This window comes from Trinickia sp. Y13, assembly GCF_029522115.1.
GTDB lineage: Bacteria > Pseudomonadota > Gammaproteobacteria > Burkholderiales > Burkholderiaceae > Trinickia.
The window spans coordinates 283,939-298,226 of record NZ_JAKWFK010000005.1 but is presented as its reverse complement, the minus strand read 5'-3'; the positions used below and the strand labels follow the sequence as shown (position 1 = coordinate 298,226).

General features: G+C 60.0%; 12 protein-coding genes. 7 read left to right on the top strand and 5 right to left on the bottom strand.

What is annotated here, in order from left to right; translation table 11 throughout:
- Positions 1–438: 438 nt before the first annotated feature.
- Both MMB74_RS12170 and MMB74_RS12165 read right to left on the bottom strand, forming a co-directional pair.
- On the bottom strand, positions 439–1,665 hold the full coding sequence (locus MMB74_RS12170; protein WP_277428872.1) for a diguanylate cyclase: 1,227 nt from the start codon (positions 1,663–1,665) through the stop codon (positions 439–441).
- A 78-nt stretch (positions 1,666–1,743) separates the two neighbouring features.
- The gene (locus MMB74_RS12165; RefSeq protein ID WP_277428871.1) at positions 1,744–2,919 is read right to left on the bottom strand and encodes a GGDEF domain-containing protein; all 1,176 of its coding nucleotides are present in this window, start codon (positions 2,917–2,919) and stop codon (positions 1,744–1,746) included.
- 435 nt (positions 2,920–3,354) lie between these two features.
- Between MMB74_RS12165 and MMB74_RS12160 the strand changes: the two genes are divergently transcribed.
- Both MMB74_RS12160 and MMB74_RS12155 read left to right on the top strand, forming a co-directional pair.
- Positions 3,355–3,828 (top strand): ABC transporter substrate-binding protein, encoded by a 474-nt coding sequence (locus tag MMB74_RS12160; protein WP_277428995.1) that lies wholly within the window; start codon positions 3,355–3,357, stop codon positions 3,826–3,828.
- Between the two features lie 162 nt (positions 3,829–3,990).
- Positions 3,991–4,473: a hypothetical protein gene (locus tag MMB74_RS12155; protein WP_277428870.1), complete on the top strand. Its 483-nt coding sequence runs from the start codon at positions 3,991–3,993 to the stop codon at positions 4,471–4,473.
- On the opposite strand, the gene MMB74_RS12150 is transcribed toward MMB74_RS12155, so the two are convergent.
- A complete protein-coding gene (locus MMB74_RS12150; protein WP_277428869.1) occupies positions 4,466–5,245 on the bottom strand; it encodes an NAD(P)H-dependent oxidoreductase in 780 nt (259 codons plus the stop codon). The two genes, MMB74_RS12155 and MMB74_RS12150, sit on opposite strands and share 8 nt — an antisense overlap.
- Positions 5,246–5,316: 71 nt before the next feature.
- Between MMB74_RS12150 and MMB74_RS12145 the strand changes: the two genes are divergently transcribed.
- A complete protein-coding gene (locus tag MMB74_RS12145) occupies positions 5,317–6,231 on the top strand; it encodes a LysR family transcriptional regulator (protein ID WP_277428994.1) in 915 nt (304 codons plus the stop codon).
- 208 nt (positions 6,232–6,439) lie between these two features.
- Here the strand turns inward: MMB74_RS12145 and MMB74_RS12140 are convergent, their stop codons facing one another.
- Together MMB74_RS12140 and MMB74_RS12135 are read right to left on the bottom strand one after the other, a co-directional pair.
- Positions 6,440–6,859, bottom strand: coding sequence for a type II toxin-antitoxin system VapC family toxin (locus tag MMB74_RS12140; protein ID WP_277428868.1), 420 nt, complete (start codon positions 6,857–6,859; stop codon positions 6,440–6,442).
- Positions 6,846–7,079: a DNA-binding protein gene (locus MMB74_RS12135; RefSeq protein ID WP_277428993.1), complete on the bottom strand. Its 234-nt coding sequence runs from the start codon at positions 7,077–7,079 to the stop codon at positions 6,846–6,848. The genes MMB74_RS12140 and MMB74_RS12135 overlap by 14 nt, the downstream gene beginning before the upstream one ends.
- A 556-nt stretch (positions 7,080–7,635) precedes the next feature.
- On the opposite strand from MMB74_RS12135, the gene tssI reads away from it, so the two are divergent.
- From tssI to MMB74_RS12115, 4 genes are all read left to right on the top strand, one after another.
- Complete coding sequence (gene tssI, locus MMB74_RS12130) at positions 7,636–10,323, top strand: type VI secretion system tip protein TssI/VgrG (protein WP_277428992.1); 2,688 nt, start codon at positions 7,636–7,638, stop codon at positions 10,321–10,323.
- A gap of 35 nt (positions 10,324–10,358) precedes the next feature.
- Positions 10,359–12,311, top strand: coding sequence for an alpha/beta hydrolase (locus MMB74_RS12125; RefSeq protein WP_277428867.1), 1,953 nt, complete (start codon positions 10,359–10,361; stop codon positions 12,309–12,311).
- Between the two features lie 74 nt (positions 12,312–12,385).
- Complete coding sequence (locus tag MMB74_RS12120; RefSeq protein WP_277428866.1) at positions 12,386–13,342, top strand: T6SS immunity protein Tli4 family protein; 957 nt, start codon at positions 12,386–12,388, stop codon at positions 13,340–13,342.
- Between the two features lie 12 nt (positions 13,343–13,354).
- Complete coding sequence (locus MMB74_RS12115) at positions 13,355–13,642, top strand: PAAR domain-containing protein (protein WP_277428865.1); 288 nt, start codon at positions 13,355–13,357, stop codon at positions 13,640–13,642.
- The last annotated feature ends 646 nt before the right edge of the window (positions 13,643–14,288 follow it).

The following is a 14,288-nucleotide window of genomic DNA, read 5'->3' as shown; positions in this document are numbered from 1 at the left end:
TCGCATCACCTGGCAGTTCGCATCACCTGGCAGTTCGCATCACCTGGCAGTTCGCATCACCTGGCAGTTCGCATCACCTGGCAGTTCGCATCACCGAGCAGTTCGCATCACCGAGCAGTTCGCATCACCGAGCAGTTCGCATCACCGAGCAGTTCGCATCACCGAGCAGTTCGCATCACCGAGCAGTTCGCATCACCGAGCAGCACGCATGACCTGGCAGCACGCATCACTAGCAGCATCGAGTACCTGATGGGCAGCACCGTAGTTCGCAATACTTGAAGTACCTCACCTCGGATAGCAGCACCTAGCAGTTGCAGCACCCTGGAAGTAGAAGCACCCTAGCAGTAGACTCACCTCACCTCGAAGTTGCAGTAGACGGGCCCTGCCTCTTCCCTGGGTAGGGCCCATAGCTTTTGGGCGTTGCCCGCTTCGCAGCGCTCACTCGAGCTTTCGCGCTGAAACGGCATATTCGCTTTCGTTGTTCGCGCCAGAAGCGAAGCGAAACGTCGACGAATCGTCGCCCTTCGCCGTGTACATCGCTGCGTCGGCCGCATCGATCAGTTGCCGCAGATGCCTCACCCGATCGGGAAACGTCGCGATCCCGATGCTCAGACCGATATCGAATCGGTCCGCATATTCCGCATGTGCCACCGCCTGAACTTGCCCGATCAGCCGACGCGCCAGCTGCCGAAGATCCTCGTCGCCGCCGTAATGAGTAACGAGCGCGACGAATTCGTCGCCGCCGACGCGCGCCAACATATCGTCCCGCCGCACCACCGCAGAAAGCCACTGCGCGAGCCGCCGCAAAAACGCGTCGCCCGCGCTATGCCCAAGCTCGTCGTTGATCCGTTTGAAACCATCGACGTCCATGAACAACAACGCTACCCGCAAGGTGCCGCTATCGGGCCGGGCAGCCAGCGCATCGATTCGAGCGAGTACGCGCCGACGATTGGGCAGGCCCGTCAACGGATCGCACCCCGCTTCGCGATCCATCGCCTCGGAGTATGCGCTGATATTGGCAAACGCCCGTTGCTCGATCACCAAAGCGTAAACCAAAAGCCCGCCGACAAAAATCGCGAACGCCCCCAAGGCCCCTGCACCAAACAGCAGGCGATCGCGCGCTTCATCGGCAGCCTGGCGCCGGCGCGCCTCCCAACGCCTGCGTAACCGTTCAAATTCGCCGCGAAGGCTATCCATCTCGCGTTTGCCCCGCCCCGTGTTGACGAGCGCGATCGCGGCGCTTCGGTCGCCGGCGCGCGCAAGCTCGATCGACCGCGCGAGTTCCCCCAACTTGCTCTCGCGCAAAGAGTCGATGCGCCTCAAAATCTCGAGCGAAGGCGGATCCGTTGCCAAGAGTTGGCGTAGACGCTGTAACGTATCCTCGACATCGCGGACGCCACGGTCATACGGCTGCAAGTATTCCGCGGAGCCGGTGACCAGATACCCGCGCTGCCCCGTTTCGGCGTCTTGCAGATCGTCGAGCGCGCGGTTTGCGACGCCAAGCACAGTAAAGGCCTCTTCCTCCATGGCGCCGTCTCGAACAATGATGCGGACTTCCCATACGAAGGCCGCAGCCGCGAGCAACAGGCCCGCGACGAGTACAACATATAAGACGACGAAACGTTTGCGATCGCGGCGAGCCGATCGAAAGAGTCTCGTAGGCAAAGCGTTCTCCGCAAAATGACGTTTTGGCTCCCGATCACTTCAGAATAGTCGAGCATGGCCGCTGCGCACGAACCGCAATCAGTTCACTTGCGCGATGCGCTGATCGGGTTCATCGTCGGCCGAAGCCAAGACGACGCAATCGCGCCCGAGGGCCTTGGCCGCATAAAGGGCTGCATCGGCCCGTGCCATGACGGATGCGAGCGTATCGCGCGGGCCGAACTCGTCGATTCCGGCGCTAAACGTATTGGGCGTGTGCTCGCAAGGCGCAGCCGCGATAGCTGCGCGCAAGGCATTCGTCAGTTGCCATGCCTCGCCCTTGCGCGTCGCAGGAAAAAGAATGGCGAATTCCTCGCCGCCAAGGCGACCGAACAAGTCGCCGCGACGCACCGAGCGCGACACCACCGCCGCGAAGTGCGACAGTGCGCGATCGCCCGCTGCATGACCGTAGCGATCGTTGACGCCTTTGAAATTGTCGATATCGAGTATGCCGAGCGCAAGCGGCGTTCCACTCGCCTTCGCAGCGGCAACGGCGGCCTCGGCCTTCTCGATGAACGCGCGCCTGACCAGCGCGCCAGTCAGTTCGTCCACCGTCGCCAAGCGCTCCATACGCTCGGCCAATCGATCATGGGCAAGCATCACCATCGCGATCGACATGAACGGAAAGCTCAAGATGCCGAGCCCTAAAAATCCGATGTTCAGCGGCGAAGGATCGAGAAACGCCCTTTCATGTGCGAACCCGAAGCCGTAAGTGATCGATCGCACCACATGCAACAGCGCCCCGGCAAGCGCGGCGATACCGAGAAAGTAGTAGTTGTATCGCGGGCGATTCGGCGGACGATACCGCAAAGCGGTCCACCCGATAGCAATACGCACGTAAGCGAAGTAGGCGGAACTCACGGCAACGCGCGCATCCAGATTCGGCCTGAAACACGTCAGATAGACCAACGCGACCAACACCGCTGCGGCGACTGCATACTCGAAGACATACGCCGTCGGTCGGCCAAAAAATTCGCGAGTGCCTTGAACGATGATTAAACTGGCCGCGATGAAGATCGGAAACGCAACGACTGTGCCGAGCGACGCCGACGTACGTTGCTCGATGAGCAAAAGCGCAGCGCCGACCGCGAAAAAACCATAGGCGGCGCACCACCGCGGCACGCCGCGCACGTGCGCTCGCAACAGCGAGGCGAGTACCGCCGCGCTCATCACGCAAGACATGGTCGCGATGCCGAGGAGGGCAACGGTACTGGGCATGAGTCGGAGAATTACTGAAAACGATCGATGGCGCGGTGCGACCATGGCATGCACCCGCACGGCCACCTCCCCGGATGCGCGTAATCGTATCGCACTCTAGGGTCGGATTAAACAAGTGTTGCGTGCCTGCACGCGCGCCTTCTCGGCGACCGGCTGGGAAGACCGCACGACTTTCGTATTACAGATATAGCGGATGCAGCTGAGATACGGATCAGATCAAGGATCCGGCCTTCTGCGACTGTTCACCCAACGCACTGAACAGTACGGTCCAAACTGTTTGCGACTGTGCATGTCCTCGCGCATCCTTTGTCGCAACAATCGCGGCAGCTTCGGCACCGGCGCAATGCGTTTGGTCGGTCGAGGCTCGATCCCATCTATCTCTCGCTCGCCCCGCACTCACAGGAGCCACTGCCGGTGGACACCTCACAGCCGAGAATGCCAGCCCAACGCCACCGCGGCCCCGCCGTCACGATTGGAGCGCTCGCCCCCTTGAGCGGCCCCGGCTGGATCGACGCTGGCCGGCATCTGCTTGCCGGCCTCCATCTCGCCGTTGATGAGGCCAACGACAACGGCGGCGTTCTCGGAAGGCCGCTCGAACTGATCGTTAGGGACACTACGGCCGACCCGCAAAAAGCCATTGCCGCCGTGGATGAATTGGCGCAACTCGGCGTGATTGCTCTGGCGGGTGAATATCACAGCGTCGTCGCGCGGGCCGCGGCCACCCGGGCCGACGCGCTACGCATGCCGTTTCTGTGCTCCTCGGCGGTGCTCGATGCACTGACCGAACAGCCGTCGGACTGGGTCGCACTACTGTGCCCCACACAGTCCCGCGGTTGGCGAATCTATGCGGACTTTCTCTTGAACGCCGGACATCGCCGCATCGCGGTCGCGAGTCAGCAAAGCCTGTAGTGGGCATCGGGCACGCGCATCCTGCGCGACCGCCTCGCCGAGTGCGACGGCACACTCATCGAACTCGACGCGAGCACGCTTTCACCGACGGCTGTGTGCGACGCCGTAGCCGACGATGGCGCGACAGCGCTTCTGCTATTGACCGGCCATCCGGAGCCTGCGGTGTCGATCGTCAAAAGCGTTCGTCGCGATCGGCGGCTTGCCGCACTACTCATCGGCGCACCAGCGGGGCAACCCGAGTTGCCCACGTGGACAGCGTTGCTGGGAAGCGACGGCCTCGCGATTCCGTTCCTGCGCTATCGCCAGGAGCGTCTCAGCCCACTCGGCGTTCGCGTTGAAACCGCCCTGTGTCGGCGCCTGGGTAAGCCGCCGTCCTTCGTCGCGTTCGAGGGCTACGACACCGGCGCCGTGCTCGTAGAAGCGCTGCGATCCAATGGAATCGGCCAAGCCTTCGGCCCGGACTTATGGCCTAGCCTCGTCGTAGAGGGAACGCGCGGGACGATCGCGTTTTCTCGCCCGCCGCAGATGCACGTGTGGCAATGGGCGTGGGCGCCGGTGGAAGTCGTCGATCGCGACCCGGAGCAACCGGATCGCTTTCGCGTGCTCCACGTCGGCAACAAGGAACCGAGGGAGCCCGTCACTTAGCGACATGTGCGCCGAGGCCGACCTGCCCGGGCGCCACATCCTCCTTCAGCGTGCATTCGGGAATGTCATAGTCGCCGCCATTCTGCCGCCGATAGGGGATCGGGCGCGTGCTCCAAAGCTCGTCGAGGCGCCGCCCCAGCGCATCGCAGGTTTGCGCGAACCTCGCCTCGTCCATCTTGCCGGCTCGATAGACGACGAACGGCGGCAGCACCTCGAAGCCCGGGTAGAACAGCACGCCGTGATTGATCGGAAACAACACGTCGTCGATCGGCCCGTTGATCCCACGCGCGCTGTAGTGCGGCTCCCACCCTCCGGCGGACACGACCAACATGGCGCGCTTGCCGGACAAGGATCCCTCGCCGTAACGATCGCCCCACCGATGGTCGGAATGTTCCCCGACGCCATAGGCGAAACCATATGCGAATACCCGCTCGACCCATCCTTTCATGATCGCCGGCATGGAAAACCACCACAGCGGAAATTGAAAGATGACGGCATCGGCCCATTGGAGTTTCTCCTGCTCACAGGCAATGTCCTCGCTCTGCGTACCGTTCGCGAACGCATGCTTGGAATCGCTCGACGGGTGAAACACAGCCCCGGGCACATGATCGGTACTGTCATCGGCATCGAGCACCGCCTTCCACTTCATCTCGTACAGATCGGAAACGCGCACGGTATGTCCCGCGTCTTCCAATCGCTTCACGGCAAATGCCTTCAGCGCTCCGTTGAAAGACCTTGGCTCGGGATGCGCATGCACGATTAGGACGTTCATCACTCAGCCTCCAATTTTATCGAAGGCTCAGACTACGGCGCCGCAAGGTATAGTTGAAATGAATTCCTAAAATTGCAGGTATTACCTTGGATAATCGCCTTCGACGCCTAGATCTGAACTTGCTCGTCACGCTGGACGCCTTGCTCAGCGAATTGAACGTGACGCGCGCTGCTTTGCGCCTGCATTACTCGCAGCCTTCCGTCAGCGTTCAATTGGCCAAGCTGCGCGATATATTCGACGATCCGCTGCTATTGCCCGGTCCGCGCGGCATGCGCCCGACGCAACGCGCCGAGCAATTGCGCGAGCCGTTGCGCGAAGCGCTCGATGCGCTCGAGCGTGCAGTGGCGCCGGCCCGGCCTTTCGATCCTTTGGCAGCCGCTCACACATGGAAGCTCGCCGCGACGGACTACGCGGAATCGACCATCGTGCTACCGGCCTTGCAGGGCCTTCGTACCAGTGCCCCGGGGTCACGCCTCGCCGTGGTGGAGATGGCGCCGCCTCGCTTCGAAAAGCAAGCCGAACAAGGCGACATCGACATCGCTTTCCATACGACGATCGGGGCGCCGGAAGGATTGCGCCGACGCATATTGTTCGCCGAGCGCTACGTGTTGATCGGCCGCGCCGGTCACCCGCGCTTGAAAAGGCGTCCGACGCTCGCGCAGTTCTGCAAGCTCGAACATGTCATCGTGTCGCCGGACGGCGGCGGGTTTCGCGGCGTCACCGATGAAGTGCTCGGCGAAGCAGGACTCTCACGGCGAGTAGCGCTTTCGGTTCCGCACTTTCTCTTTCTCATCGCCGCAGTGGCGCAGACGCACCTTGTCGCGATGGCGCCACATCGCCTCGTGCGAGGCAACGCGGCGCTCACCATCGTCGAAGCCCCCGTCAGCGTTCCCGGCTACGAGATGTGCATGCTGTGGCACGAGCGAGCGCATCGTGATCCCGCGCATCAGTGGCTGCGGGAGCATATCGTTGCGTCGGTGGGATGATTGCTTGGAAGTGGCCGATGAAATGGCCAAGCTCGAGCAGCGCGTTCTGACGGGCGCGCGGCTTCAGCTCAGCAAAATATCGAACAACAGCGGACGCGCCTGCCGCGGCCCAGCCGTTGGTTTAATTGGACTTTGCTAGAAGCCGGTTGGCCCTTCAGAAGGGGGTAGGTCAATCCACTTCTCGTTACCCAGTTTTCCCACTGTGAAACTATCCTTTGAAGGGATTCAGCACGCGGGTGCCTGTGCGCGCGAAATCATCAACATTTCGCGTCACCACCGTCAGATCGTGGATCAACGCGGTTGCCGCAATCAACGTGTCCAGCGCGTGCTCCGGGTGAGGGACGCGCAGACGCCCCCATAGCTGTCCCATCTCGCCGTCCAACGGGAGAACGTTTTGGCCAAACTCGCGCAGCACGCCATCGAGCCAGGTTTCAAGGCGCGTTGTCTGCGACTTGTCACCCCGATGGCGAATGATCTCGACGCCACGCCGCAACTCTCCAATCGTGACCACGGAGACGTATAGGTCCACATTATCCTGTGCAGCCTTGCGGAAGAAGGCTGCCACGCCCTTATCGGCCCGCTCCCGCTTTCGCACTTCGCTGATGACGCTGGTATCAACCAAATACATTCGCCGCCTCGCCGTCATCTACACGCGCGAAGTCGGTGTCATCCCCCACGTTCGGCATGGCCATCAAAACCTCCGCGAACGTCTTGCGCTGCGGCCGCCGGAGTGCCTTTGCCAAAATTTCGCGATGCTCCGCCTCCGCGCTACGGCCGTGCGCCGCTGCCCGTTCTCGCAGGCCCTGCACCAGCGCCTCGTCTACGTTTCGAACCAGAAGATTTACCATGATCCGCTTCAAGCACTTGTTGCTATCAATGCTAGCGTTCAGCTCGGAGATCGCAAGCATTGCTATCACGCATCGCAAAGCTGCCGGCAGACCGAGAGAACATCAGCGTCGACAAGGAGCCCCCTTGGCTGAGATCGATCGTGGCCGGGGATCCACAAGAATCAATGGCTTACGACGATAGGTAGACGCTGCCCACCCACTGCTCTGAGCAGCCGTTGCAACCCTGAAGCTCTTGCGCCAAGGGTCTCTGAACAACGCCCTCAATAATTAGGCAAAAGATGCGGAGAACGCGGCGCAATAAACGGTATGCGCGGACTCTGCCAAATGAGAATGCCACGAACGGTGCAATCCACCGAATAATGATGCTTGCATGGTAATATTTCGCAATAATCACAAACGAAGCCGCATTCCTTTCGTGCGGCTTCCCCGCTCCGCGGCCGTCTGGAGCAACTGAGAGATTGGAACAATCATGCTAATCAGATCCGCCTTGCCGGGGGAGCTGAAGTACGGTGACGTATACGATGCGATTCAGCGGGGCGTTTTTTAACAAGGACGCCTGCTTAAACTCGATACGCCGCTCGGCCTCGATGTCCTGATTCCGCTGCGCGCACAAGGCTGGGCGAAGATCGGCCGCGACTATCGCTGGACGATAGACGCGGCCTCGATCCGTAACGATATTACCCTGTTGGCGTTGATGCATCAGCCCGTGACACTGTGGCTTCAGCAGACGACGGCGCCGTCGTCCAGTTCGAGTTACCGTCCCATTCACGGCTTTGTTCATCGTATCAGCGTGCTCGGCAGCGACGGCGATCTAGCCGTCTATCAGCTTGAATTTTCGTCGGCACTTTATTTTCTTGGCCATACCCGCGACGACCATTACTGGCTGGAGAAAGACGCGCCCCAAATTGTATTCGACGTCTTCGACCGATATCCGCAGTTGCAAGGTCAGGTCCGTCTTGACATCACGACAGAGCCCCGCGTGCGCTCGTATTGCCGGCAGGCGGAATCCGATCTGAATTTCGTCCACCGAATTCTCGAGGATGAGGGCTGGTACTTCTATTGGGAGCACGCGAGCGACAACGCGGGACAGACAACGCTCGTCATCGTGGATCGACTCTCCGCCCTTCCCAAGGGAAAGTCGGCAATGTACTACCGCGGCAATACGGACGACGAAGTCGACGGCCTTACGCAATGGGCCGCCCTGCAGCCCCTTCAAAGCGTCCGTTATACCAACCGGTCGTTCGACTACATGCGCCCGAGCCGTGACTTCGAAGGATCAAGTCAGCTCAAGGCAACGACGTATACCGTTGAACAACGGCGCCATGAGGAGTCGCATCAGATCCCAACGGCACCGATGGAGGTTTTTGAGTCCTTGCCCTACGGCTACCCCAGTTCGGACGCCGGATATGATCGAGCCCGGCTGCGCACCGAAGCTTGGGACGCGCAGGCCCGTCGCTATTCTGGCGTGGGTGCCTTGAGGTGGGTTGATGCAGGGTCACACCTCGAACTTAACAATCACCCACGGCACACCAAGGAGCAGGATCGACAGTTCGTCATCATCGAATTGCGCTGGCACATCGAGAACAATGTGCCGATCGGCAGCCACGACGCGGCCTTCCCTAACAGTCTTCAACGCGTGATCGCGGAAGCAAAGGCCGCACACGGCAAGCGCTTCACATCGAAGCCGCATATTGCCGATGGGCAGACGGGCTTTTTTGTCGTCGAACTCGAGGCGCAACCGGCAACCGTTGAATACCGAAGCCCCTTCGAGCACCCGAAACCTGTCATGCAGATCGAGCATGCGCAGGCCGTCGCTCCGCAGGGCGAAGAGGCATGGGCAGACGCTTTGAATCGGATCCGTGCGCGGTTTGCGTGGGACCGGCAAACACCGGAAGGCGCATTCATTTCCTCGCCATTGTTGCTCTCGATGCAAGCGGATACGGGCGACGGCTACGGCGGCGTCCACGTGCCCCGCGCGGGCGAATGGCTGGTGATAGGCCATTGGGGTGGTGATTGTGATCGTCCATTCATCCTCGGCCGCCTCACGGGTGGCACGACCCAACCGCCTTGGCACACGAACGTCTTGCTGTCCGGTTTCCGCTCGCGCGGGTTCGGCAACTCCGGCGCCTACAACGCGTTCGTTCACGACGACGCGACCAATCAGAGCGCAACGCGCCTCACGAGCTATACGGGTAAGAGTTACAGCGCCTTTCATCAGGGCTACTTGATCCAGCAGAACGGCAACACGCGGGGCAGCTACCTGGGCAGCGGCTTTATCTTGCACACCGATGACTACGGCGCCGTGCGGGCCAATCGCGGGCTCTATGTGAGCACGCATGCGAAGTCTTACGACAGCGAACAGCTCGGCAGCGATGAGCTACAGGATCAGTTAAAGAGCACGGGGATGCTGGTCGAATCGTTGTCGAACGCCAGCGTGACGGCACAGGCTGAGCCTCTGCAAGCGAGTCAAGATGTCCTTAAGGCAATGACCGGCGCCACGCGCCAGAGCGCCTCCGGTTCCGCGTCCGGCGGGCGCACCGGAGGAGGCGGTACAGGTCAAGCCAATAGTTTTGCGACACCGGTCATCGCAATGGCCAGTCCTGCGGGCATTGTACTGTCGACACAGCAATCGACGCAGCTCGCTGCGGATAAGCAGATTAGCGTCGTCAGCGGCGAAAACGCGAACATTGGCGCCGGAAAGTCGCTAATCATGGCGGCCGCCGAGAAGATCAGCTTGTTCGTCCAACAGGCCGGGATGAAGCTCTTTGCTGCGAAGGGCAAGGTCCAAATTTCGGCCCAAAGCGACGAGATGCAGCTCTACGCCGATCAGAACATGACGCTGACAAGCAACCAGGGGCGAATCATCCTCGAGGCCAAACAGGAATTGATGCTCAAGTGCGGCGGCTCGTATATCCGCATTACGGCCGACGGCATCGAGGACGGAACTCGCGGCGGCAGGACGTTCAAATCGGCTTCGTTCAGTCGACAGGGGCCGAGCTCGGTTGCTGAGCACATGAACAGCTTGCCAAAAACGAAGTTCAACGATCCCTACGTGCTGCGTGATCGCATTACCGGCGAAGTATTGAAAAACCATCCGTTCGAAATTGTTCGCGCGGACGGCACGCGGATTACCGGTATGACGAACGAACTGGGACATGTGTCCGAGCAGAAGAGCGAAAACGTTGAGTCGATCATGCTGCGCGCGCTGCGACCGGGCCCGAAGGCTGGCGGCACGACTGCTTGAGACCCACGACAATAACATCAAACCAATAAGCGGAAATGAGCGATAACCAGGCAGACGGTCAGAGCGGCGGCTCGCCCTTCGACGACAGCGCCCAGCAAGAAGTCGTGCGATTGGCGAGACGCACGGACAAGGACGGGTCGTCATACACACACGCCACGTTGACGCCCGCGAGCGATACTCGGCCAAAGGAGATGCTGTGCGACGTGCGGCCGATCATTCCGGTGATTTTCTTGCCCGGCGTGATGGGGTCACAGTTGGCGAATAAGGAGACGGGTGGCGAATTGTTTTTCGCACCGAACACGGACACTGTGCTCGCGGGCCTCGGCGCGCTAGGGACGCTAATCGAGTTGTGGTTCACCGGCGCCTCGTCGCGAGAGAAAAACTTCGACCCGACACAAGCGGCCGTGACGCCGCTCGGGCCGATCAATGTCGGAAAGCACGGTAAGGACGACACCGAAAACCAGTTTATCGACGAAACCGAGGCGCGACGGCGCGGCTGGGGATCGGTGCATCGTACAAGCTATCATCCGATCTTGGCTTGGCTAGAAGAACAGCTCAACGAGCCGATGCACCTAGGCGAAGCCAAAGGAGCCTGGGTCGATCGGGATCCGGATGGTCAGAAATGGACGCTCAAGCCTTTGTTGGGCACGTCTCCAGCCGCCTATGGTGCACTCGGTAATGGCGAGGCGCTTACGGAGGATTCCCCAGCGTTCCAGCACTTCGCGAAGTTTCGGTATCGGCTATACGCGATCGGCTACAACTGGCTGCAATCGAACGCAGACTCGGCCAAGCAAGTAATCGAAGGCTCCGACTACTACGATCCGAAAACGAAGAAAACGACGCGGCTGATGGGCATCAAGGAGATTTGCGCGGAGAACCATACCGGAAAGGCGATCCTATTGACCCACTCAATGGGCGGTCTGGTCGCCCGAATGGGGATCGCGATGCATGGTGCCGCCGATTTCCTGCACGGAGTGTTTCACAGCGTGCAGCCGGCAACGGGTGCGCCCGTGGCGGCCAAGCGCTTTCGAACGGGCGGCGGCAACGAAGGAGGCCTCAACAGCTTCGTCAACGGTAGCCTTCTCGGAAGGGACGCCAACGAGTTTACTGCCGTTTTGGCGAACGCACCGGGCCCGCTCGAGCTGATCCCAATGCCGGACTACATCAACGGCGAGCCTTGGTGGATATTTACACGGCTCGATGGGACACCCGTGATGCAGTTGCCTGCAAACGGCAACTCCTTCCAAGAGATCTATACCAATTCAAAATGGTTCGGTCTTCTGCCGGACGAGAAACTGCTCGACCCGGCAGGCATTGTGAAGGCGCGCCTCGATAAGAATCACGAAACGCAGACCGTACTCGAACACTTTCACAAGACGGTCCGAAATGCGGTCGTGAATCAAAACAACATTATTGATCTGTACCATGAAAGAACATATGCCGCATACGGCGATGGCGCGCTCAGCAGTCCACCAGGCTCTGCCGTTGCAATCGGCAGCAACGGCGAGGGCAAACCATCGATCGAAAAGGGCGAGGCGCGCGATGCACTATTGACTTGGGGGCGGGTGATCTGGAAAGGCAATATGCCGTCGATCATTACGGAAGAGGAACTGCGCACGGCAACCCTCCTGCACGACTCACATACTGGCAACATTCGCGTTTACCTCCAATCGCACAAGCAAGCAGTCGAGTTCGAGGTTCAAAAAGTCAATAAGCTGCCTGCTGGTACGAACTCATCTGATCCTTCGCCGTATGAGAGCCGGAACGGCATCATTGCGGGCGACGGCACCGTCCCGGTCTGGTCGGCAGAAGCGCAAGCGCGCGGTTTAGATCCGCGGGCGAAGGGCGATGCTGCCAAAGGCGTACAGATGGCGTTTGTCCAGCATGGTTATAACCATCAATTCAGCTATAACCATCCGTGGACGCGTTGGGCCGTGCTATATAGCATCGTGCAACTCGCTCAGGACGCACCGGACCCATCATGTTGAAACGCATTTCGAAAGCGCTCCTATTTGTGGCAGGCGTCTGCGCCAGCTCAATCGCAATCTCTGTGGAACCGACGATGACTAATCCTCTGCTTTCTAACCCACGCCCGTGGTGTGTTGGCCGCCTCGTGTTCGAGCGGCCTGCGGCGAGCGAGATCTCGAATCAACGGTACGAGTTTCGAGGGGAGAAGCTCGAAACTCTGTACAACGTGCCGCTTGCGACATATGAAGCTAAGGTCGATTCGTTGAGAGACGAGCTGCGCACAAAAAAACGCATCGATCCTGGAAATCGTAACAAAGAAACGAACCATGCTTGGCTAGAAAAAGAACTTGCTCCAACGCAACATTCTCGGGTGTTCGTCTATCAGAGTTCTGAGACCGACGGCGTTACGTTGCCATTCGACACCCAGGGATACGTCTACGACCAAGGCACACTTTTTCACACTGTTGGGGAAATCGGTTCGGGAGCAATCGGCCGAGTGCAAGGCATCTATGACGATACGATTCGTCGCATCAAGGCGCGGGATAACTGGACGGTGCCGACTGAAGCGGGATTCTGCTTTGACGGTGGGATCGTAACGGGCTCGTCGACATACACGGAGGAGGTGAGCCAGTCCTTCGCGCTTATGCCCGGGCGGCCCGCGTTACTGGTCATCAAGATGCGCGATTCGGTCGAACAGGATCAAAGCGAGCCCCTGACCAAGACACTGCCCGCCCTCCGTGCACAACTGTCCAGGCAGCCGGGGCACTACCGCATTCTTCGCGAAGGCAAGCGCACCATTGCCGGCATGAATGCCGAAGAGGTCTTGTTCGAGCTCCAAGACGGCGGTATCACTTCCTATCGATTTTACCTCCTCGCACCAGGCGACCCGAGCACGCTGGCGAAACCTCACACGGCCATTCAACTATTGCTCGGTGCAAGCAGTCCCGATCGGACGCCGGAACAAGCGACCGCCCCTGTCGACGAAGCCGGTGCGCTTCAAGTGTGGGACACGTTGTTGAACAGCTTGCATCTGCGCCCCGGCGCCGTGTAAAGGGAGTCGTCAATGCGGCGGTACGACATTGTCAAGGGAGACACCACGACTGCAGGTGGCATCGTACAGAGCGGGGATGGTAACGATCTAATTGGCCAGCGTGAGCAGGCATATGAGAACGATCCCGTTTGGTGTCCTGTTTGCAAGGCGATGGGCAAGATCGTATGCAATGGTCCGCGAATATCGACAACGGGACCGGACGGCCGACAAGCTGCATTGAGCGACGACCTCTGCGTCTGCCAGTGCCCAACGCCTCCCCGACTTGTTGCCTCACAATCGGCGTCATACATCGAAGTCTAAACTCGGAGAGGGAAGAATGCTCAGGAAGCTGATAGAAATTGCGACGGTACTCATGCTTGCGATCGGAATGTTTGGATGCGCCTCACTACAATGCATTCCGGTGTGCGGGTAGGGTAATAACGCCCGTTGTCAATGATCGCCGCTATGGAGCCAAACCGGAATCGGCGTAATGGCGCCACCGACGACGTAATCGAAACGCGTTTCGAACTTCCATCAACTGGTTACTCTTCGAGCTTCTGCTCGGAGGAGCCGTGGGTAACAGGAGGTTCGCCTCTTTTAAAGATTCGACGGCCGATTGCAGGAGGATAACTGCCTCGCGTACGGCCGGCTCGACAGCCCGGCGCAGCGCTTACGCCTCAGAGCCCGCGTCGCCCATGACCGCGCGGTACCGCTTGCGGTCGGCGGCGCGGCGGACGATTGAGCCCACGCGATCGCCCTTTGAATGGTCGGAGCCGAGGGGCGACGCTTGATGTGTTCGATGCCAAGCGTGCTGCGGATGAGACGATCGTAGGTCGATTGTCCGTACAGGCGCCCCGTCACCGTCGCGATACCGGCGATCGGCGCATCGAGGAAGCTATCGTTGTCGCTCGGATGCCGCTGATGCTCGTCTCGAATTGTGCGCATAATGTCGCGCATGTCCTTGTCG